This is a genomic window from Nocardioides ganghwensis (assembly GCF_014779655.1).
GTDB classification, from domain to species: Bacteria; Actinomycetota; Actinomycetes; order Propionibacteriales; family Nocardioidaceae; genus Nocardioides; species Nocardioides ganghwensis.
The window spans coordinates 57,892-79,607 of the sequence record NZ_JACXYX010000019.1; the positions used below are offsets into that span (position 1 = coordinate 57,892).

18 protein-coding genes are annotated in these 21,716 nt (G+C 72.2%); 5 read left to right on the forward strand and 13 right to left on the reverse strand.

The window, feature by feature from the left end; genetic code table 11:
- The first annotated feature begins 42 nt into the window (after positions 1-42).
- Positions 43-966: an NAD-dependent epimerase/dehydratase family protein gene (locus tag IEZ24_RS18745; RefSeq protein WP_129456556.1), complete on the forward strand. Its 924-nt coding sequence runs from the start codon at positions 43-45 to the stop codon at positions 964-966.
- Between the two features lie 7 nt (positions 967-973).
- The gene (locus tag IEZ24_RS22470) at positions 974-1,408 is read left to right on the forward strand and encodes an acyltransferase (RefSeq protein WP_129456555.1); all 435 of its coding nucleotides are present in this window, start codon (positions 974-976) and stop codon (positions 1,406-1,408) included.
- Here the strand turns inward: IEZ24_RS22470 and IEZ24_RS18755 are convergent.
- Complete coding sequence (locus IEZ24_RS18755; RefSeq protein ID WP_129456554.1) at positions 1,395-2,348, reverse strand: Gfo/Idh/MocA family protein; 954 nt, start codon at positions 2,346-2,348, stop codon at positions 1,395-1,397. The two genes, IEZ24_RS22470 and IEZ24_RS18755, sit on opposite strands and share 14 nt — an antisense overlap.
- Before the next feature lie 147 nt (positions 2,349-2,495).
- Here IEZ24_RS18755 and IEZ24_RS18760 point away from each other — a divergent pair, with 147 nt between their 5' ends.
- Positions 2,496-3,479, forward strand: a complete 984-nt coding sequence (locus IEZ24_RS18760) for a lysylphosphatidylglycerol synthase domain-containing protein (RefSeq protein ID WP_129456553.1) — start codon at positions 2,496-2,498, stop codon at positions 3,477-3,479.
- Positions 3,480-3,500: 21 nt separating this feature from the next.
- On the opposite strand, the gene lhgO is transcribed toward IEZ24_RS18760, so the two are convergent.
- On the reverse strand, positions 3,501-4,703 hold the full coding sequence (gene lhgO, locus IEZ24_RS18765) for an L-2-hydroxyglutarate oxidase (RefSeq protein ID WP_129456552.1): 1,203 nt from the start codon (positions 4,701-4,703) through the stop codon (positions 3,501-3,503).
- 74 nt (positions 4,704-4,777) lie between these two features.
- Here lhgO and IEZ24_RS18770 point away from each other — a divergent pair, with 74 nt between their 5' ends.
- Both IEZ24_RS18770 and IEZ24_RS18775 read left to right on the forward strand, forming a co-directional pair.
- Entirely contained in the window at positions 4,778-5,368 is a 591-nt protein-coding gene (locus IEZ24_RS18770) for a hypothetical protein (RefSeq protein ID WP_129456551.1), read from the forward strand.
- A gap of 5 nt (positions 5,369-5,373) precedes the next feature.
- Positions 5,374-7,917 carry a rhamnan synthesis F family protein gene (locus IEZ24_RS18775; protein WP_224745559.1) on the forward strand — a complete coding sequence of 848 codons (2,544 nt, stop codon included), beginning with the start codon at positions 5,374-5,376 and terminating at the stop codon, positions 7,915-7,917.
- 16 nt (positions 7,918-7,933) lie between these two features.
- On the opposite strand, the gene IEZ24_RS18780 is transcribed toward IEZ24_RS18775, so the two are convergent.
- The 11 genes from IEZ24_RS18780 to folC form a co-directional block, all read right to left on the reverse strand.
- Positions 7,934-10,393: a rhamnan synthesis F family protein gene (locus IEZ24_RS18780; protein WP_129456549.1), complete on the reverse strand. Its 2,460-nt coding sequence runs from the start codon at positions 10,391-10,393 to the stop codon at positions 7,934-7,936.
- A gap of 8 nt (positions 10,394-10,401) precedes the next feature.
- The gene (locus IEZ24_RS18785) at positions 10,402-10,932 is read right to left on the reverse strand and encodes a hypothetical protein (protein ID WP_129456548.1); all 531 of its coding nucleotides are present in this window, start codon (positions 10,930-10,932) and stop codon (positions 10,402-10,404) included.
- Positions 10,933-11,063: 131 nt separating this feature from the next.
- Positions 11,064-13,037: a TIGR03960 family B12-binding radical SAM protein gene (locus IEZ24_RS18790; protein WP_129456547.1), complete on the reverse strand. Its 1,974-nt coding sequence runs from the start codon at positions 13,035-13,037 to the stop codon at positions 11,064-11,066.
- 107 nt (positions 13,038-13,144) lie between these two features.
- Positions 13,145-14,332: a rod shape-determining protein RodA gene (gene rodA / locus IEZ24_RS18795; RefSeq protein ID WP_129456546.1), complete on the reverse strand. Its 1,188-nt coding sequence runs from the start codon at positions 14,330-14,332 to the stop codon at positions 13,145-13,147.
- A gap of 4 nt (positions 14,333-14,336) precedes the next feature.
- Positions 14,337-16,472: a penicillin-binding protein 2 gene (gene mrdA / locus IEZ24_RS18800; RefSeq protein WP_129456545.1), complete on the reverse strand. Its 2,136-nt coding sequence runs from the start codon at positions 16,470-16,472 to the stop codon at positions 14,337-14,339.
- Positions 16,469-16,981 (reverse strand): rod shape-determining protein MreD, encoded by a 513-nt coding sequence (gene mreD, locus IEZ24_RS18805; protein ID WP_129456544.1) that lies wholly within the window; start codon positions 16,979-16,981, stop codon positions 16,469-16,471. The genes mrdA and mreD overlap by 4 nt, the downstream gene beginning before the upstream one ends.
- Positions 16,978-17,916, reverse strand: coding sequence for a rod shape-determining protein MreC (mreC, locus tag IEZ24_RS18810; protein WP_129456543.1), 939 nt, complete (start codon positions 17,914-17,916; stop codon positions 16,978-16,980). The genes mreD and mreC overlap by 4 nt, the downstream gene beginning before the upstream one ends.
- A 13-nt stretch (positions 17,917-17,929) precedes the next feature.
- Entirely contained in the window at positions 17,930-18,958 is a 1,029-nt protein-coding gene (locus IEZ24_RS18815) for a rod shape-determining protein (protein WP_129456542.1), read from the reverse strand.
- 353 nt (positions 18,959-19,311) lie between these two features.
- Positions 19,312-19,740, reverse strand: coding sequence for a nucleoside-diphosphate kinase (gene ndk, locus IEZ24_RS18820; RefSeq protein WP_129456541.1), 429 nt, complete (start codon positions 19,738-19,740; stop codon positions 19,312-19,314).
- Positions 19,741-19,763: 23 nt separating this feature from the next.
- Positions 19,764-20,174 carry a DUF4233 domain-containing protein gene (locus IEZ24_RS18825; protein ID WP_224745548.1) on the reverse strand — a complete coding sequence of 137 codons (411 nt, stop codon included), beginning with the start codon at positions 20,172-20,174 and terminating at the stop codon, positions 19,764-19,766.
- The gene (gene folC / locus IEZ24_RS18830) at positions 20,171-21,541 is read right to left on the reverse strand and encodes a bifunctional tetrahydrofolate synthase/dihydrofolate synthase (protein WP_129456540.1); all 1,371 of its coding nucleotides are present in this window, start codon (positions 21,539-21,541) and stop codon (positions 20,171-20,173) included. The genes IEZ24_RS18825 and folC overlap by 4 nt, the downstream gene beginning before the upstream one ends.
- Positions 21,542-21,716: the final 175 nt, after the last annotated feature.

Below are 21,716 nucleotides of genomic sequence, written 5' to 3' on the forward strand. Positions count from 1 at the left end.
CGCCCCAGAGCCCCGAACCACACCCACGAGGAGATCCATCAGATGAGCTCGAAGGAAACCGTCTTCTTCACCGGCGGTGCCGGCTTCATCGGCATGCACGTCGTTCCCATGCTGCTCGAGAAGGACTACAAGGTCCGCATCTTCGACAACATGTTCCGCGGTGACCGCGAGGCTGTGGCCGCCCTCGGCGACGACGTCGAGCTGATCGACCAGGACGTGCGCTACGGCGGTGCCGTCCACGCGGCGATGAAGGGGTGCTCCAAGGTCATCCACGCCGCCGCGGTGTCGATCAACAAGAGCCAGGCCGACCCCTACGAGTCGATGGACATCAACATGATCGGCAACCACAACGTGTTCGCGGCCGCCGCCGACCACGGCGTGGACCGTCTCGTCTACTGCTCCTCCGCGTCGGTCTACGGCGACCCCGAGCGGCTGCCGATGCACGAGGACGACCGGCTGTCCCCGCAGACGCCCTACTGCATCTCCAAGCGCGCGGGCGAGGACCTCCTCGACTTCTACCACCGTCGCAGCGGGCTGTCCTGGGTCGGCCTGCGGTTCTTCAACGTCTACGGCCCCGGCCAGAAGACCACCGCCTACTACACCTCGGTGATCAACCACTTCGTCAACCGGATCAAGAACGGCGAGCCCCCGGTCATCGACGGCAAGGGCGAGCAGTCGATGGACTTCATCCACGTCCACGACATCGCGCGCTCCGTCGTGCTGGCGCTCGAGTCCGAGCAGGACAACAAGCCGGTCAACATCGGCACCGGCATCGACACCACCATCGCCGAGCTGGCCGACATCCTCATCGAGGCCGTCAACGCCGACGTGACGCCGATCTTCAACGAGCGCGACGTCATCGCCAGCCGCCGCGCGGCCGACATCACCCGCGCCAAGGAGATGCTCGGCTTCGAGCCGACCATCGAGGTGCGCAAGGGCATGATCGACCTGATCCGGGCCCAGTGAGCCTCCGGTGAGCGCTTCCCTGCCGCCCAACCCGTGGAACGAGCACGCCTGGGTGGTCGGCGAGCCGACGGTCGGCGAGGGCACCTGGATCGGTGCCTTCACGGTCATCGACGCCTCGGGCGGGCTCACCATCGGGCGGGGGTGCGACATCTCCTCCGGCGTGCACATCTACACCCACTCCTCGGCGAGGCGCTGCGTCTCCGGACGCCGCTTCGCCGAGGTGGAGCGCCAGCCCGTCACGATCGGTGACCACGTCTTCGTGGGCGCCGGCGCCATCATCAACATGGGCGTCACCATCGGTGACGAGGCCGTCGTGGGGGCCGGGGCGGTCGTGACCGCGGACGTCCCGGCCCGCGCGATCGTCGGCGGCGTGCCGGCGCGTCAGATCGGTCGGGTCGACCTCGACGACCCGACCGACCCGAGGTTCGTCACCGGGTCCTGAGGACCTCGTCCACGACGCTGTGCGCGGGCAGGATGCTCGCCCGCTCGGCGTCGACGTCGACCTTGCCGCCGACCAGGTCGACGAAGTGGTCGAGCTGGGAGACCAGCGGCTCGGCTCCCCCGATCTCGGGGACCTCGATCTCGGTGAACTGGCGGAAGCCGACAAAGTCGTCGTCGGGCTCGATGCTCGAGTGGCGGTAGCTGGTCAGCCCGCGGCGCAGCAGGTCGATCTCGATCATCCGGTCGAGCTCCTGGATGACCATCGAGCGCACCTTGACCTGGCCGAGCCGGCTCGCGGACACCGAGGCGATGCCGCCGCCGGAGAAGCGGACGCCCGCCTCCACGATGTCCTCCGCGCCCTCGACGCTGTCGGGGTGGAACTGGCCGACCTTCACGTCGAACGACTCCGGCTGCTCGCCGCCGAAGGCGCGCACCACCAGGTCCACGTCGTGCACGAGCAGGTCCCAGGCCACGCCGGTCTTGATGCGCGGGGCGTACGGGGAGTGGCGCTGGGCGCGCACGTAGAGCGGGGCCTCCACCATCCGCATCGCGGTCATGACGGCCGGGTTGAAGCGCTCGAGGAAGCCGCACATGAGCGGGGTGCCGGCCGCGGCGGAGGCGTCGACGAGCTCCTGGGACTGCTCGAGCGAGGGGCACAGCGGCTTCTCGACGAGCAGCGGCAGGCCGGCGTCGATGACCTGGGCGGCGAGGCCGTGGTGGGCCTCGGTCGCCGCGGCGATCACGACCGCGTCGAAGGACCCGATCCCGTCGAGGTCGGCCTGCCACGCGGAGCCGTACTGGTCGGCGACGGCGCGGCCACTCTCCTCGTGGGGGTCGATCACGGCAGCCAGCTCGGTCCGCGGACCGGTGGCGATGACACGAGCGTGGTTGCGGCCCATGGACCCGGATCCGACGAGTGCGATGCGCAGTGGTTCAGCCATGCCCGAACCCTATATACGGGCCGCGTTTTGGCCGCATCGCGCCCCGGTGGGGCAAGATGGCTGCCCAGACGCCCCCACCGCGGCGTCGCCCCAGCAGGTGCCGCCCAGGGCGGCCGCCCGACGAAGGGATCCGTCACGTCCACCGAAGTGCAGCCCGCGCACACCACGCGCGGCCGGCTCATCCACTGGGCGCGCATCCTCCTGGTCGTCGCGGTGGTCGTGGCCGCCGGGTACGCCCTCTGGTCCAACCACGAGGTCGTGCAGGAGACCCTGGCCGAGCTGTCCTGGCGTGACTGGCTGCCGTCGTTCCTCGCGCTGCCCGTCGCGATCCTGCTGTCGACCTGGAGCTGGCAGCTGCTCGTCGACGAGCTCGGCAAGCCGATCGGCGTGGCCCGCGGAGCGCAGATCTTCCTGGTCGGCCAGCTCGGCAAGTACCTCCCCGGCTCGGTGTGGGCCTATCTCCTCCAGATCGAGCTCGGGCGACGCGCCGGCCTGGCGCGGGCGCGGATCTTCACCGCCACCCTGTTCTCCCTCGCCGTCGCCGTCGTCGCGGCCCTCCTCGCGGGCTCGCTGGTGCTCCCCGGCTTCATCCGGGACTACGAGGACCTCCGCAACCTGGTCTGGCTCTACCTGCTGCTCCCGATCGGCGTCGTGTGCCTGCACCCCCGCATCCTCGAGCGGCTCGTGGCCCTCGGCTTCAAGATCCTGCGCCGTCCGCAGCGCGACCACCCCGTCCGCGCCCGCGCCGTGGCCCTCTCGCTCGCGGCGGCCGTCGCGTCGTACGGCTTCTTCGGTCTGCACCTGTGGCTGCTGGTGCGGGGAGTCTCCGACGTCGACGGCAGCGCGTCGTTCCTGCTGGTGTGCATCGGCACCATGGCGATCGCGATGATCTCGGGCCTGTTCTTCTTCCTGCTGCCCTCCGGCGCCGGTGTGCGCGAGGTCATCATCGTCACGGCGCTCGCGCCGACCATCGGGGCCGGCGAGGCCATCGCCCTCGCCGCCGTCTCGCGCGTGCTGATCGTCGTTGCCGACCTGCTCACCGCGGCCTGCGCCGCTGGGCTCGGCTGGTGGGAGCGACGGCACTACGGACCGATCCCCCACGACCAGGGCGTCGACGACGACGAGGTCTGACCCTCTCCGGTCAGTCCCCTGTCAGGCCCGGGCGCCGTCCACGCGGTCGACGATCAGGGCCGCGATCGGCAGGGCCGAGGTGGCCGCCGGCGACGGCGCGTTGACCACGTGGAGCGTGCGCGGCGTGTCGCGCATCAGGAAGTCGTGCACGAACGACCCGTCGCGCATCACCGCCTGGGCGCGGATACCGGCCTCACGCGGCGTCAGGTCCTCCAGTCGCAGGTCGGGGCAGTACTTCTGGCACAGCCGGAGGTAGCCGCGCTTGGAGAGCGAGTTGCGCATCTCGCGGACGCCGGTGCGGACGTTGGCGCGGGCGACGTGCCACATGCCGGGGAAGGTCACGATGTCGCGGAAGTCGCGGCGGTCGAAGGAGAACTTCGGGTAGCCCTCCCGCGCCAGGCCCAGCACCGCGTTGGGCCCCACGTTGAGGCCCCCGTCCACCGTAGGTGTCAGGTGAACGCCGAGGAACGGCAGCTCGGGATCGGGGATGGGGTAGATCAGCGTGTCGACCAGGTCGGCCCGCTCGGGGCGTACGTCGTAGTACTCGCCACGGAACGGCACCATCGCGAAGTCGACGTCGAGGCCGGCCATCGCCGCCACCCGGTCGGCCTGCACGCCGGCGCAGAAGACGACGTGCGACCCGCGTACGTCCCCGCGGCTGGTCGTCAGGACGACCTCCTGCGCGGTCTCGCGGATCCCCAGCACGCGGGTGTCGCGCATGAGCGTCCCGCCGGCCTCCTCGACCAGCGTCGCGAGGCGGCGGTTGATCATGCCGTAGTCGGTGATGCCGGTGGCCGCGACGTGCAGGGCCCCCAGGCCCGCCACGTGCGGCTCGCGCTCGCGCAGCTCGGCGCCGGAGAGGACGGTGGCCTCGATCCGGTTGACCGCTGCCCGTTCGGCCAGCGCCTGCATCGCGGCGAGCTCACGCTCGTCGGTCGCGACCAGCAGCTTGCCGATGCGCCGCCACGGGATGCCGTGCTCCTCGGCGAACTCCTCGGTCGCGGTGGCGCCGGCGCGGCACAGGTCGGCCTTGAGGCTGCCGGGCGCGTAGTAGATGCCGGAGTGGATGACGCCGCTGTTGTGGCCCGTCTGGTGGCGCCCGAACTCCGGCTCCTTGTCGAGGAGCAGCACCCGCCGGTCGGGGTGGCGCTCGCTGAGGGTCCAGGCGGTCGCGGCACCCACGATGCCGCCGCCCACGACGACGTGGTCAAAGGTGTCGGCCACCGGGTCCTCCAGGGTGCTGGTGCGAGGTCGGGCGACAGCATAGGTACTGCGGGTCGAGGGTAGGGTGCTGCCCCGTGGAGAACCGGGGAGACGAGACCGACGAGACGGGCGCGAGCGCCAGGCTCGCCCGCGCCGAGAAGGCCCTGCGCCAGTCCGGGCGCGAGCTCAAGTGGTGGCAGATCGAGCTCGAGCACACCAAGGAGGCCCTGCAGCGCGCGCGGCGCCAGCGCGCGCGGCTGCGCGACCAGGTCGACACCCTCTCGGACGCCCTCGCGACCACGTTGTCGGAGGCCTACTGGAACGCCCAGGAGTCGCGCGGCTCCGGCGTGGGCCGCCTCGTCGGCCGACGCTCGTCGGGCGACCCCGAGGCCGACCTGGTGCGCGAGGTCGAGGCGAGCCCCGCATTCGACGGCGGCTGGTACCTGCGGACCCACCCCAAGGCCGTCGGCGCCGGCCTGAGCCCCGCCCTGCACTACGTACGCCACGGCAACGCCAAGCGGCTCGACCCGGGGCCGTCGTTCAGCACCGCCGGCTACCTCGAGCGCCACCCCGACGCGGCCGACTCGAGCCTGCCCGCGCTCCTCCACGCGATCCGCCACGACCGGCTGGGCGAGACCCGCGACGACGACGCGACCGCGTCCCCGGCCAGCGACCTGCACCTGTGACGGGCATGCTGGACCTCGCCGAGTTCTCCTCGCGCTGGCGCGCCTTCGTCCCCCGGTGGGTCGCCGCGTCCGACGACGAGCGCATCCGCCTGGTCGAGGAGGCGATGGCGCACGGCCTTCCCGAGGGAGAGGCCACCGAGGCGCCGGACCGCGACGCGGTCCTGGCCGCCGAGGTCGCCGTCATCCGCGCGAGCGGGGAGTTCGACGAGTTCGGCTACATGTGGCACAACCCGGACCTGCGCTGGCACCTGTGCACCGGTCCCGAGCAGGCGATCCACTTCGCCGAGCGCGGCTGGCACGAGATGCGGCACCCCTCCCCCGGCTTCGACCTGTGGCACTACACCAACGCCCACCTCGACCCCGAGGACGACGAGGTCAACCCCGTCGTCCACTACGCGCTCGAGGGGCGGCGCCACGGCCTCGCCACGCTCCCGGAGGTGCAGGTGCTGCCGGCACCGACCGCGCCCGAGGGCTCACCGCGACGGGTCTGCCTGTTCGCCGCCTTCGACGTCGACGGCATCGTCGACCCGACCGTGGTGTCCTACCTCGCCGACCTCAGCCGGTTCGCCGACATCTACTACCTCGCCGACTGCGAGCTCGAGGAGGGCGAGCTGGACAAGCTCGCGCCCTACACCAAGGGCGCCTGGGCGATCCGGCACGGCCGCTACGACTTCGGCTCCTACTCGATGCTCGCCACCGACCTCGTCGGCTGGGACGTCATCGACCAGTACGACGAGATGATGCTGGCCAACGACTCGTGCTGGCTCGTGCAGCCGCTCGACACCGTCTTCGCCAAGATGGACGCCACCGCGTGCGACTGGTGGGGCCTGCAGGCCACCTACGAGGACTTCGGCATCAAGGACTACGAGGCGCTCGGGCGCCCGCTGTCGCTCGACGACGTCGAGGAGCAGATGCGTCAGCAGGACCTCTGGCGCTACTCCGACTTCATCCACGTCGGCTCCTACTTCCTCGTCTACCGCCGACGCGTGCTCGACGACCCGGAGTTCCGTCGCCGGCTCGAGACCGTCGCCAAGCAGCGCGACAAGACCGCGATCATCCTCAAGTACGAGATCGGGTTCTCCCGCCACCTCATCCTCGGCGGCTTCCACCTCGCCACCTTCGTCGACGGGATCCTGCCCTACCACCCGGTCTACCGGGCCTCGGCCTTCGACCTGATGGCCGACGGCTTCCCGCTGCTCAAGCGGCAGTTCCTCTACGAGAACCCGTTCTCCGCGCCCGACCTGCGGCTGTGGAAGCAGCGGGTGCTCGAGCACGTCCCGGACGCCGACGTCGACGCGATGGAGTCGAACCTGCGCCGCATCGCCCCCGCCTGGAGCCTGCACCGCAGCTTCGCCATCCGGTCCGGCCCCGACGGCACCGCGGTGCTGCCAGAGCCCCTCGGCTCGGAGACCTTCCCCGACGAGGACCGGTGGGTGCCCTCCTTCGACCACTGGTGGGGCTTCCCCGTCGACCCGCGCACCGGGCTGCTCAGCGGCGCGGTCCGCGCCGTCTTCGACGCCGTGCGCGACGACCCGTCGGTGAAGAAGATCGTGCTGGAGGGCTCGCGCCCCCTGGACGTCTCCGGCCAGAACGTCGTCCGGGTGGCCACCGAGAGCCCGCCCGGGCAGATGTACGGCCTGCGGATGGGCACCATCCTCACCACGGTCGGCCCCCGCAGCGACGTCAACCACCCGTTGTCGCCGCGGCACCACCGCTTCCTCCAGCTCGGCCGGCCCACGGGCCTGACGTCCCCGGACGTCGGGCTCGACGGCAGCGGCGACACCTGGGGGCTGCGCGACGCCAGCGCCGTCGAGCTCGACGACGCCCTGACGCGGGCCGTCGTGGTCTCCGGGACGCCCGGTGCCGAGGCGGCCGCACGACTCCCGAAGGTGGACCCCGAGGGCGTCTGGGAGGTCGGCTCGCCGCGCATCGACCTGCTGGTCGCGGACGAGGCCGCGCTCGCCCCGGCCCACCGAGGCGAGCTCGAGCGGCTGCGCCGCGTCCTCGCCGGCCGCCGGCTGGTGGTCGTCGAGCCCTGGGACCGCTCGCTCGAGCTCGACGTGCTGGTCGCCTGGGCGAGCGCGCACCCCGACGTCGCGGTCGGCGTACGCCCCATGACCGGCGCCGGTGCATCGCTGCCCGAGCCGCTCCTGGACCTCTCCGACGAGACCCTCGTCTCCGACCCCGCGAAGACGCCGCTCCCGGTGCACCCGGAGACCGCGTGGCGCGTCGCCGACGTGCTCGTCTCCGGCTCCGCCGCCGACCTGGCCGACTGGGCGGTGCTCGGGCGACCGGCTGTCAGCATCGTGACGGAGCAGCAGGCGCGGGCAGCCGCGCTCCCGCTCGGGTCCGCCGCGGTCGGCGACCTCCGGGCGGCCCTCGACGCCGCCGTCGCCGACGGACCCGACGAGGCCTACCTCGCCTGGGGGCGCGCCCTCCACGCCGCGAGCGACGGCCACTCCGCCGAGCGGGTGGTCCTCGCGATCAAGCGGACCTACCTGCCCGTGGACGAGTGGGCTGCCGAGGAGGAGTCCGCCGGGGCGGGCTGAGGAAGCCCGGGTCCCGTCAGAGCCGGTCGAGCTCGCGCTCGCGCACCCGGCGTACGAAGCGTCGCGTCGCACCGCCGTCGAGCCGCACCACGTCGTCGGACGTGCCCGGTGCGGCCTGCCAGCCCGCGCCGGCCGCGGCGGACAGGTCGTCGAGGAGCCGCTCGACGGGCTCGCCCGGACGGTGCACCACGTGGGCGTGCCCGGCGGCGCGGGCGTCGAGCAGGCCCGCCGCGGAGTCGTCGACGACCGCCGACGCGGCCCGCAGCACGACAGCTGCACCCACGACGCTGCGGTCGCTGAGACCGATCGGGCCGAGAGACCCGAGCGTCCGGGTCAGCCCCGCCGGGGCGTCCGGACGCTCCTCGCGCACGCCGAGGACCACCCCGGCGCTGCGTGCCCAGTCGCCCAGCCGCACCACGTCGTCCGGTGACCAGGCCGCGGGCCGGTCGCCGGTGAGCACGACCAGCGGGCGACCCTCGAGACGCGCCCGCAGCCGCGCCTCGGCCTGCGCCAGGTCGTCGGGCAGCACGTCGGCGAGCAGCAGGTCGTGGCGAGGGAGGCCGGTCAGCCACACGTCGTCCTCGCCCAGGTGCGGCCCGGCGACCCGGCGTGCCGCGGCCTCGTGGTCGGAGGTCACTGCCACCGCGTCGACGGCGCCGAGGTCCGGCGCAGCGCGACCGGGCGCCCAGGGCGCGCCGACGTGCGCGATCCGGTGCCGCGCCGGCAGGGGCGCGTGCGGAAGTGCGGCGTCGAGGGGGTCCGCGACGACGATCACGCCGCACCGCACGACGGCCTCCTGGCCGTCGAGGGTGGCGATCGGGACCACGGTCACGTTGCTGCCGGTCACGTCGTCGCGCAGGGAGCGCGTGCGGGTGAGGACGACCTTGCGCACGGTCGGGTCGTCCCTGACCTCCTCGAACACGGCCCGCACCCCGGGGTCGAGCCGACCGGAGGGACCCGCGGCGAAGGCCCACCAGTGGCCGAACGACGGCGTCTCGCGGTCCATCCGCCGGAAGGGGTGGCCGGCCAGGGCGGAGGTGCGTACGGTCCGGCGCCCCGTCGCGGGGTCCTGGACGACGTCGTACGCGTCGTGCAGCCGCGCGGGGTCGGTGACGCGGTCGATGTTGGCCGCCATCTCGTCGACATTCGCCGCGGGGGCGAGCTCGCGCAGCCGCTCGCGCCACCGGCCGACCTCGGGCGCGCGGCGCGGGTTCTCCCCCAGGAAGTTGCGCTTGGCCAGCGGGAAGCCGCGCCCGACGAGGTCGAACACGTGCCGGGAGTAGAGCGGGTGGAACGGCTGGAGGTCGGGCAGCCACGTGTCGAAGTCGTAGCCGGCGTCGGTGAGGTGGCGGCTGATGCCGATCTCGTACTTGTGCACCACGAGGCCCTTGGCCTCCTGGGGGACGACCGTGTCGAGGCGCCAGCGGAAGCCCTCGTCGGCGACCACGGGCCGGCGGAACACGAGGAAGTACGAGCTGAGGTGCAGGTAGCGCACGTCGCTGAAGTGCCGCGGGCCGATGAAGCTCCGCTTGGCCTCGGCCAGCGGGATCGGCGAGTCGTCGCGGAAGTAGTTCTCGTCGTGCTCCATCGACGTGGCCTGGAGGCTCCACCAGTCGCAGGAGCGGGCGTCCATCGTGGCGAACACGTCGTCGAGCGGGTGCAGCAGGAAGCACGAGTCGTTGGCGAGCAGCAGCTCGTCGTACGAGTCGACGACGTCCCAGCCCACCAGGTCGCGGGCGAGCATCGAGAACGAGCCGAAGTCGTAGCCGCCGTGCGGGACGCTCCACGCGCCCGCCGTGACGTCGGCCAGCTTGTCGAGCTCGCCGGGCTCCAGGACGCCATCGGCGAGGTAGTAGACGTCGGCGTGCCGGGAGAGCTCGCGGAGGTAGGTCACGACGTAGTCGTCGACGACCCCGTCCGCGTCGTAGGCCGCGAACAGGCAGAGACGACGGGGCGTCGTGCCGGCCGGTGGCACGGTCGGGGTCCGCTCGGGCGGCGGCTCGGGGACCGGCCCCCAGCCGAGGTGGCGGCCGACCACCAGCCAGTGCAGGAGCGGATCGGCGCCGTCCGAGGTCGGGTCGAGGTGGTCGACCCAGTAGGACCAGAGGTCGAAGCGCGGGCTGGGGTTCTGCAGCAGGCGCCAGCCGGTCTCGACGTGGTGGCGGTAGGGGTCGGTGCCGCGCCGCAGGCGGTGGCGCACGGCGTACTCGTCGGCGTCGAGGAAGCCGCTCGCTGCGACCACGGCCCGTGCGGCCGCCACCCGCGCCCGTTCGGGGGGCTGCGTACCCCCGGCTCCGCCCTCCGGGAGCCCGTCGCGCAGCACCTCCTCGACGAGGGCGTGGGCGGCGTCCGGACCGTCGGCGGCGGCGCGTCGCCAGCGCCGGACGAAGCCCGCCCACCGGTCGTGGAAGTCGGCCACGACGGCGCGCCGCTCGGCCAGCTGGTCCTCGAGCCGACCCGTCCCCTCCTGCTGCACGCCGCCCGTCACCGGCTCGCCGGGGGATAGGCGTCGGCGCCGTCCGACTCGGCCGAGGCGAGGAAGTGCACGAGCGGGTTGACTCGCTCGACGAGGACCTCGGGGTGGTCGAGGACGTACTGGGCGATGTCGAAGGCCTCGCTGGGCTTGCGGAAGGGGTGGTCCCAGTGGCGCAGGAAGTGCACGCCGGGGTCCTCCCCGCGCCGGGCGACGTCGAGGTGGCTGCGGAGGTAGTAGGCGGCGTCGAAGAGCGGCGACTGGCGGATCAGCTCCAGCTGCCCGGCCTCCTCGGCCGTGACTGTCGTCGAGCCGCGCTTCCACCACGACCGCTCACCGGCACCCGCCACGGCCGTCTCGCCACGCAGCCGTTCCGCGAGCAGTGCCGACAGCGTCTCGGCAGCCTTGGCGGCACGGTCGCGGGACTTGCGCAGGCGGGCCTCGCGCTCGCCCCACTTCTCCTGCTCCGCTCGCGCCGCGGCCAGCTCGCGGCGCAGCAGGTCGACCTCGTCGCGCAGGGTCTCCAGGTCGGGCTCGCTCACGCGCCGAACTCTAGCGACCCCTATCGGGCCGGCACGATGCCGCTGCGGCCCTGCCACGTCCCGTGCTCGGCCAGCGGCCGGAACCGGTAGGTCGCGAACGGGTGGGGAACCAGCCCGCGCCGGGCGTGGACTCAGACGACGCTGAGCGGGAGCAGCTGCTGCCCCGTGGGCCCGACCTGGATCTCGGTGCCCATCTCGGGACACACGCCGCAGTCGTAGCACGGGGTCCAGCGGCAGTCCTCGATCTCGATGTCGGCGCCGTCGGCGGCCGCGAGGGCGTCCTCCCAGTCACCCCACAGCCAGTCCTTGTCGAGGCCGGAGTCGAGGTGCTCCCACGGCAGCACCTCGTCGTAGTCGCGCTCGCGGGTGGTGTACCAGTCGACGTCGACGCCTGTGTCCGCCAGCGCGGTCGCGGCCGACTCCATCCAGCGGTCGTAGGAGAAGTGCTCGCTCCAGCCGTCGAACCGTCCGCCGTCGCGCCACACCTGCTCGATGACCCCGCCGACGCGCCGGTCGCCGCGCGAGAGCAGGCCCTCGACGATCCCGGGCTTGCCATCGTGGTAGCGGAAGCCGATCGCGCGGGCGTACTTCTTGTCCGCGCGGACGACCTCGCGCAGCAGCCGCAGTCGCTCGTCGGTGGCCTCGTGGTCGAGCTGCGGGGCCCACTGGAACGGCGTGTGGGGCTTGGGCACGAAGCCGCCGATGGAGACGGTGCAGCGGATGTCGTTGCGACCCGAGACCTCGCGCCCCGTCGCGATGACGCGCTTGGCGAGGTCGGCGATCGCGAGGACGTCCTCATCGGTCTCCTGCGGGAGGCCGCACATGAAGTAGAGCTTCACCTGGCGCCAGCCGTGGGAGTACGCCGCCGCGACCGTGCGGATCAGGTCCTCCTCGCTGACCATCTTGTTGATGACCTTGCGCATCCGCTCCGAACCGCCCTCGGGCGCGAAGGTGAGGCCCGAGCGCCGGCCGTTGCGGGAGAACTCGTTGGCGAGGGTGATGTTGAAGGCGTCCACGCGCGTGCTGGGCAGCGACAGCGAGACGTTGGAGCCCTCGTAGCGGTCGGCGAGGCCCTTGGCGATGTCACCGATCTCGGTGTGGTCGGCGCTGGACAGCGAGAGCAGGCCGACCTCCTCGAAGCCGGACTTGCGGATGCCGTTCTCGACCATGTCGCCGATGGTCTTGATCGACCGCTCGCGCACCGGGCGGGTGATCATGCCGGCCTGGCAGAAGCGGCAGCCGCGGGTGCACCCGCGGAAGATCTCCACGGAGAAGCGCTCGTGCACGGTCTCGGCGAGGGGCACCAGCGGGTTGGCCGGGTAGGGCCACTGGTCGAGGTCCATCAGGGTGTGCTTGCGGACGCGGAACGGGATGCCGGGCCGGTTGGGCACGACCGCCTCGATGGCACCGTCGGCGGCGTACGCCACGTCGTAGAAGCGCGGGACGTAGATGTTGCCGGTGACCGCGAGGCGACGCAGCAGCTCCTCGCGCCCGCCGGGCCGGTCCTCGAGCTTCCACTCGCGCACGATGTCGGAGATCGCGAGCACGACCTCCTCGCCGTCGCCGAGCACCGCGGCGTCGATGAAGTCGGCGATCGGCTCCGGGTTGAACGCGGCGTGGCCGCCCGCGATGACGACCGGGTCGTCCTCGCCACGGTCGACCGCGTGCAGCGGGATCCCGGCGAGGTCGAGGGCGTTGAGCATGTTGGTGTAGCCGAGCTCGGTGGAGAAGCTCAGGCCGAAGAGGTCGAACGCGCCGACGGGGCGGTGGCTGTCGACGGTGAACTGCGGGATCGGGCCGTGCTCGTCGCCCTCGCGCATCACCTTCTCCATGTCGGGCCACACCGAGTAGGTGCGCTCGGCGAGGATCCAGTCACGCTCGTTGAGGACCTCGTAGAGGATCTGGACGCCCTGGTTGGGCAGGCCGACCTCGTAGGCGTCGGGGTACATCAGCGCCCAGCGGACCGTGGGGCCGCCCGTCTCCGAGGACGCGGCGCAGTCCCAGTCCTTGACGACGGAGTTGAGCTCGCCGCCGACGTACTGGATGGGCTTCTGCACCGACGGCAGACGAGCCTCCAGCCGGGGGAAGACCGACGCGACGGACATGACAGCAACACCTCGACAGGACTAGGGGCATGGTGGGGAGCGGGGAAGGGCGGCGCAGCGGCCGCACCGACCCTCAAGGTTACGTCGCGGGCGGTGGTGCGGCCTACTCAGCGGCGGACCTGGCCGGCCGAGCGGAGGTGGATGTTCTGGAGCAGGCCGAGGGCGAGCATGCCTGCGAAGAGCGAGCTGCCGCCGTAGGACACGAACGGCAGCGGGACGCCGGTGACGGGCATGATGCCGAGGCACATGCCGATGTTCTGGAAGGCCTGGAAGCCCCACCAGCAGGCGATGCCGGCCGCTGCCACGCGGCCGAACAGGTCGTCGGCCTGCGCCGAGATCGCCAGCGCGCGCCAGATCACGACCGCGAGGAGCAGGATCAGCAGGCCCGCGCCGACGAGGCCGAGCTCCTCGCCCGCGACGGTGAAGATGAAGTCGGTGTGCTGCTCGGGGACGAACCCCGAGCGGGTCTGCGAGCCGTCGAACAGGCCCTGGCCGAACAGGCCGCCGTTGCCGACGGCGATGCGAGCCTGCTCGGTGTTGTAGCCGGCCCCGCGCGGGTCGAGGCCAGGATTGATGAAGGAGAGGAACCGGTCGACCTGGTAGGGCTTGAGGACGCCCATCCCCACCGCCCCGACAGCCCCGGCAATGCCGGCCAGGGTGAGGCCGGCGAGCCAGAGTCGTCCGGCGCCGGCGATCGCCAGCACGCCGAAGACCGTCGCGGTGAGCACCAGCATGGTGCCGAGGTCGGGCTGGAGGAGGATCAGCACCGCCGGCACGGCGGCGATCACCAGCATCGCGACGACCTCCAGGCTGCCCACCCCCCGGCCCCAGCGGCGCTCGGTGCGCTCGGCCACCACCAGCGCCATGCCCACCACGACGGCCAGCTTGGCGAACTCGGCCGGCTGGATCGACATCCCGCCGAGCTGGAGCCACGAGCGCGACCCGTTGATCGTGCTGCCGGCGACGAGCACCATCACGAGGCCGGCCACGCTCGCGACGTACGCCAGCGGGGCGAGGATGCGCACCCAGCGGTGGTCGGTGGCGAGCACCGCGACCATCAGCACCAGGCCGATCGCGACGTTGACGAGCTCCTTGCGGAGGTAGGCGTTGGGGTCGCCGCCGGTGAGGTCGGCCCGGGTCGAGGTCGCCGACCAGACGAGCAGCGTCCCGATCGTGACGAGCGCGAGCGTGGCGGCCATGAGGACCCAGTCGAGGCCGGGGGCGCGCAGGGTCGACGCCCGTCCCACGGGACGTCCGGCAGGACGGCTGGCCGGGCGGTTCGACAGGACGGTCATCGCGTCACTCCCCCGCCTTGTCCGGCACCGGCGGCATGATCGACCCGTCCTCGAGGAACTGCGGCAGCCGTACGGGCGGGACGGTGCCGGGGATCGCGGCCCGCGCGGGGCGTACGGTCTCGCCCTCGACGCCGTAGAGCGCCTCCCAGATCACGCGGATGCCCTCACCCGTGGAGCCCGAGCCGGTGCCGCCCTGGCTGATCATCATCACGACCACGTAGTCCTCGGAGTAGGACGCCACCCAGCCCGTCGACTGCTTGCCGTAGACCTCCGCGGAGCCGGTCTTGGCCCGGATGGTCACGTCGTCGATCGGGAAGCCGACGAGCTTCCAGGCCATGGTGCCGACCCGCGACACGTTCTCGAGCGCACCGTCGATGTAGTCGAGGTACTTCTTCGGCACGTCGACCTTGCCGACCTTGCGCGGCGCGATGCGGCGCAGGACCTCGCCCTCGGGGCTCACGATCGCCTTGGCGACGGTGGGCGCCCAGAGGGTGCCGCCGTTGCTCAGCGCGGCGTATCCGCGGGCGAGCTGGAGCGGCGTCACGATGGTGTCGCCCTGCCCGATCGAGAAGTTCACGGCGTCGCCGGCGCGGTAGAGGTTGCCCTCGAGGCAGAACTCGCGGGCGAACTTGTAGACGAAGTCGCTGGTGTCCGCGGTCTGGGGCTTCTCGCTGAGCTCGCAGTAGTAGTCCTTCTGCGACTCGTAGTAGTCCTGCTTCCACTGCCGGTCGGCGATCCGGCCGGGGGCCTCGCCGGGCAGGTCGATCCCGGTGCGGGATCCGAAGCCGAACTCCTTGGCCTCCTCGACCAGCGGGTCGCGGGCGCCGATGTCGGCAGGGTCGCTGCCGAACCGCTGCCAGAAGTCGTAGCCGATGCGGTAGAAGAAGGTGTTGCAGGAGACCTCGAGCGCCTTGGCGAAGCCGATGCTGCCGTAGGCGCCGGACTCGTAGTTCTTGAAGACCCGGTTGCCGACCTGGAAGCCCGACGAGCACGGCAGCGCGGTGTCCATCGAGTAGCCGTTGGTGAGCGCCCCCGCGGTCATGAACGGCTTCCACGTGGAGCCCGGCGCGAACTGGCCCTGGGTGGCACGCGAGAGCAGGGGCGTGCCGGCCTTCTCGGAGTAGAGCCGGGTCAGCTGGGCCTCGCTGATGCCGCCGGTCCACACGTCCGGGTCGTACGTCGGCTGGCTGGCCATGGCGATGACGCGACCGGTCTTCGCGTCGAGCACCACGGCCGCGCCCGAGTCGGCGGCGTACCTCCGGCCGGTGACCGTGTCCATCTGGGTGCGCTGGTAGGCGATCCGCTCGGCGAGCTGGCGCTCGACCACGGACTGGACCTTGGCGTCGATCGACGTGACGAGCGTGTCACCGGGGGTGCTCTCGACCGTCGAGTCGTCGCCCAGCACGCGGCCCATCGAGTCCACGGCGACGCGGTGGTAGCCGGGCAGGCCGCGCAGCCACTCGTCGTACTCCTTCTCGACGCCGGCCCGGCCGACGACGGAGGCTCCGTTGAGCGAGCGGTCGTCGCGCTCGGCCGCGAGGTCGAACTCGTCCTCGGTGACCGGGCTGAGGTAGCCCAGCACGTGCGCGAGGTTGATGCCGAAGGGGCGCGGGTAGGAGCGGACGCTCTGCTGCTCGGCGAGCACCCCGGGGTAGTCCTCGGGCTGCTCGAGGATCCGCAGCGCGACGTCCTTGCGCACGTCGGTGGCCACGGGTACGGGCTGGTAGGGCGAGCCGTTCCAGCAGACGTCGCGGACGCTGCCGGGGTCGCCGCAGGTCACGAGGCGGGCCTCGACGTCCTCGGGCGTCGCGTCGACGACGACCGCGACCCGGCGTACGAGCTCGGCCCGCTGGCGTTCGTCGAGCTTGCCGAGGAGGGTGCGGTCGACCGAGATCACCCACGACGTGCGGTTGGCCACGAGCGGGCGGCCCTGGCTGTCGACGATCAGCCCGCGCTGGGGCTGGACGACGATGTCGCGCACCGACTGGTCGGCGGCCTGCGCCTGGTAGGACTCGCCGCCGATCACCTGGAGGTAGTAGAGCCGGACGAAGAGGGTGGCGAACAGCGAGAACACGAGCGCCTGCACGACGACGAGGCGCAGCCGGCTCCTGCCGGCCGACCGGGTGCTGGAGGGGCTCACGTCGTCGCCCACTGCGGGCTGAGGCGGGTGAAGAGCTTCATCAGCGGAGGCAGCACGAACGGCGTGAGCAGCACGTCCCACACGACGGCGACGAGGACGACCTGGAGCAGGCCGGCGACCGACATCGCAGGGTCCTGGAGCAGGACACCGGACAGCGCGAAGAGCGAGGTCGCGACGAACGAGGAGGCCGCGACGGTGCCGACCACGGCGAGCGCGCTCGGCTTCTGGTCCTGGCGCACCCGCGCAGCGAGGAAGGCGGCGATCGTGAGCGCCAGCGCCCAGCGCCCGGCGACGTGGTCGGCCGGTGGCGCGAGGTCGAGGGTGAGGCCCGCGGCGAACCCGAGGAGCAGCGCGAACGGCGCCTCGACGGTCAGGGCCGCGGCGACCACGACGAGCAGGCAGAGGTTGGGCACGACGCCGTGCCACGCCACGTGCGGGAAGAGCGAGACCTGGACCACGAGGGCGACGACGACCGCGGCGGTCGCGATCACCCACCGCAGCCCCGTCATCGGAGGCTCCCGTCGGCCTCGATGACCGCACGGTCGCTCTGCATGCCGCTCGGCACCATCACACCCACCACGTCGAGCGCGGAGAAGTCGACGAAGGGCTTCACGACGGCACGCTGGGAGGCCTCGCGCAGCGAGCTGTAGACCTCGGTGATCGTGCCGATCGGCACGCCCGGGGCGTAGGGGCCGGTCGTGCTGCCCCACGTCACGACGGTGTCGTCGCGCGAGGGCACGGACGCGTCGTCGACCAGGCGCAGGTCGAGGCCCGACTCCTGCCGGAGCGAGCCGCTGCCCGTCACGAAGCCGATCTCCATGCTGGACCCCACGCGCCCACCGACGGTCGAGTCGGGGTCGATGACGAGCAGCACGGTGGCCGTGCTGCGGGTGACCCGCAGGACCCGGCCGACGAGCCCGTCGTTGTTGACGACCGTCATGTCGGGGCCGATGCCGGCCTCGGAGCCGGCGTCGATGGTCACGGTGAAGCTCTGCGACTGGCGGGACCCGAGCGCGACCACGCGGGCCGGGACGAGGGCGGACCCGAGGTCCTCGGCGGCGGTGGTGAGCCCGTCGTACTGCTCGAGCCGGTTGCGGTCGAACCCGGCGAGCTCCACCTGGCCGCGGAGCTCGGCGTTGCTCGCCTCGAGGTCGCGGACCTGGTCGGCGAGGTCGCCCTTGCTGCGGAACCACGCCGGGACCGTCGTGAAGGGGCGTACGGCTGCCGCCACCCCGGCCTCGGCCGGACCGAGCGCCTCACCGACGACGCGGCGGGCCGGCTCGAGCGGCGAGGCGCCCTCGCCGGAGACGTCGAGCGTGATGAGGGTGATGCTCGCGAGCGCGAGCGCGACCAGCAGCGACCGCGGCGGGCGGTTGCGCGACTCGAGGCGGTCGAGACCGGTCCAGCGCCGCTCCCGCCCGTCGTGTCCCCCGAAGGCGCCCATCAGTCGTCCCCCATCAGAACCGCCTCGGGTCGGAGACGAGGACCTGCTGGAGGGCCTCGAACTCCTCCACGCACTTGCCGGCGCCGTAGGCCACCGAGGACAGCGGGTCCTCCGCGACGTGGACCGGCATGCCGGTCTCGTGGCGCAACCGCTCGTCGAGGCCGCGCAGCATCGCGCCGCCGCCGGTGAGGACGATGCCGCGGTCCATGATGTCGCCGGCCAGCTCGGGCGGCGTCTGGTCGAGGGTGGTGCGCACGGCGTCGACGATGTTGTGGAGCGGCTCCTCGAGCGCCTGGCGGAGCTCGGAGCTGGACACCACGACGGTGCGGGGCAGGCCGGAGACCATGTCACGGCCGCGGATCTCCGCATCGGGCTCGGTGGGGAGCGGGAAGGCCGACCCGAGGGTCATCTTCATCTCCTCGGCGGTGCGCTCCCCCAGCATGAGGGAGTACTCCTTCTTCATCCACGCGATGATCGCCTGGTCGAGGTCGTCGCCCGCGGTGCGCACCGACAGGCTCGTCACGATGCCGCCGAGGCTGATGACCGCGACCTCTGTGGTGCCGCCGCCGACGTCGACGACCATGTTGCCGGTGGCCTCGTGGACCGGCAGCCCGGCGCCGATCGCGGCCGCCATCGGCTCCTCGACGATGTAGACGCGTCGTGCGCCCGCCTGGTAGCCGGCCTCCTTCACCGCGCGCTGCTCGACGGCGGTGATGCCGCTCGGCACGCAGATCACCATGCGGGGCTTGGCGAAGTAGCGGCGGCGGTGGACCTGGTGGATGAAGTAGCGCAGCATCTGCTCGGTCGCCTCGAAGTCGGCGATGACGCCGTCCTTGAGCGGCCGGATCGCGGCGATGTTGTCGGGGGTGCGCCCGATCATCCGCTTGGCCTCGTGGCCCACGGCGAGGACCTCGCCGGTCGTGGTGTTCATCGCCACGACGGACGGCTCGTCGAGCACGACGCCCTTGCCGCGGACATAGACCAGCGTGTTGGCGGTGCCGAGGTCGACGGCCATGTCCCGGCCGATGATGTTGTGTGCCATTGCCGCTGCTGCCCCTGCAGGTCGGGTCGTACGTGGGAAGGGGGGCGACCGCTGCAGCCGACCCGTGACTCAGGGTAGGTAGCGGGCGCGCCCGTTCCCGGCAGGACACGCGCGGGGGTGTGTGGCTGGTGCGTGTGACGGCGTGGCGGGTGTCGGGGTAGTCCAGTGGGAACTGGACCGGTCTCGTCGCCCGCCGCGGTAGTCCAGTGGAAGCTGGTTCGAAACACCGACCATCGACCGCCACTTCTCACTGGACTACCCAACCTGGCAGCCAGATCCCACTGGGCTACCCCCAAGCGGCGGCGGCTGAGCCACCAGCGGGCTCCCGGCAGGACACGCGCGGGGTGTCGGCCTCAGGCGAGCTGGGGGAACCAGATCCCGATCTCGCGCGCGGCGGACTCCTCGGAGTCCGAGCCGTGCACGATGTTCTGCTGGACCGCGACGCCCCAGTCGCGGCCGAGGTCGCCCCGGATGGTGCCGGGCGCGGCCTTCGTCGGGTCGGTCGCGCCGGCGAGCGAGCGGAAGCCCTCGATGCAGCGCTCGCCCTCGATGACGACGGCGAGCACCGGACCGGACAGCATGAACTCCACGAGGGGCCCGTAGAACGGCTTGCCCTCGTGCTCGGCGTAGTGGGCGGCGAGGAGCTCGGGGGTCGCGGTGCGCAGCTCGACGGCCGCGAGCGTGTAGCCCTTGGCCTCGATCCGGCGCAGGACCTCGCCCGAGAGGCCGCGGCGCACGCCGTCGGGCTTGACGAGGACGAGGGAACGCTGGACGGTGCTCATGCGGGGCAGCCTAGCGAGGAGGCTCAGCCCTGCTCCGCGCGGTAGGCCGCCCAGGCGGCCGCGCGCTCGCGCTCGATCTTGCGGCCGAGCTGGTCCGCGGCCGTCCACAGTGCCGCGAAGACCGCGCCGAGGACGAACATCACGGGCACGACGAAGCCCAGCGCGACGGCCGCCACCTGGACGACGTAGCCGGCCAGGTAGGCCCACTCCGCGCGCAGCATGCCCGCCAGGAGCAGGCACACGACGGCCAGGCCGAGGCCGACGGTGAGCGCAAGCGAGGTGTCGACGTCGGCGATCGTGATCATCACCGGAGTGGTCAGGCCGAGCGTGACGGCCTCGAGGCTCAGGACCGCCGCGGCCATCCCGCGGCGCGGGGAGCGCTCGGTGTTGGTGGGCACCTGCTCGGGTGCAGGCTCGGGGGCGGGCTCGGTCATCGGCGTCCCTTCAGCAGGCCGCGCGCCTCGCCCACGGTCACCACGGAGCCGGTGACGAGCACGGCACCGGCGCCGATGGAGACGTTGATCGCCTCCCCGGCCTCGGCGAGGGTGGCCGCCCGGTCGATGGCGTCGGCGAGGTCGGGGACGACGCTCACCCGGTCCTCTCCGAACATCTCGACCGCGGCGCGACCGAGGGCCGCGGCCGACATCGAGCGCGCCGTCGAGTTCTGGGTGCAGACGAGGTGCTCGAGGTACGGCTCGAGGACGGCCAGCACGCCCTCGGCGTCCTTGTCCTCCATCACGCCCATCACTCCGACGAGGGGGCTGAAGGAGAACGAGTCGTCGAGCGCTGCCGCCACGGCCTCTGCGCCGTGCGGGTTGTGCGCTGCGTCGAGCACGATCGTGGGGCTGCGACGGATGATCTCCAGCCGTCCCGGCGAGGTGACCTCCGCGAAGGCGGCGCGCACCAGGTCGTCGTCGAGCTCGCCGGTGCCGAACGCCTCGACCGCGGCCAGGGCGACGGCGGCGTTCTGCGCCTGGTGGGCGCCGTAGAGCGGCAGGAACACGTCGTCGTACCGGGCGCGCAGGCCCTGGAGCGAGACGACCTGGCCGCCGACCGCGGGAGTGCGGGACACCACGCCGAACTCCATCCCCTCGCGCGCGACGGTGGCGCCGACCTCGGTGGCGCGCGCGAGCAGCACGGCGGCCACCTCCGGGGTCTGCGCGGCCAGGACCGCGACGGAGCCGGGCTTGATGATCCCGGCCTTCTCGACCGCGATGGTGGCCGGGTCGTCGCCGAGGTACTTGGCGTGGTCGACGGCGATCGGCAGGACCACCGCGACGTCGGCGTCGATGACGTTGGTGGCGTCCCAGCTGCCGCCCATGCCGACCTCGACCACGGCCACGTCGACGGGCGCGTCGGCGAAGGCGGCGTACGCCATGCCGACGATCGTCTCGAAGAAGCTGAGCGGGTGCTCCTGCTCGGAGTCGACGAGGTGGGTGTAGGGGGCCACGTCGTTGAACGCCCGCACGAACGCCTCGTCGTCCATCGGCTCGCCGTCGATGCTGATGCGCTCGTTCATCCGCTCGAGGTGGGGAGAGGTGAACCGGCCGGTGCGCAGGTCGAGGGCCCGCAGGAGCGTCTCGATCATCCGGCTGGTGCTGGTCTTGCCGTTGGTGCCGGTCAGGTGCACCGACCGGAACGAGCGCTGGGGCTCGCCGAGGAGCTCGGTGAACGCCTCGATCCGGTCCAGGCTGGGCTCGAGCTTCGTCTCGGGCCAGCGGGACAGCAGGGCGTCCTCGACCTCCGCGAAGGTCTCGGCGAGGCGGGGGGCGTCCTGCTGGTCAGGGAAGGCGTCAGTCATGGCGCCTCGAGTCTAGGGACTCGTGCTGGCAGGTGACGATCCACCGCGGCTAGACGGTATGGAGTGACCGCTCAGGACTACTGGGGGTTGCAGGCCGGGGCCCCACTCACAAATGGTCGTGGGTTACCGAGTAGGGCTGGCCTGCTCGGCCTATCCAACAGTTGTGGGAGGCCCC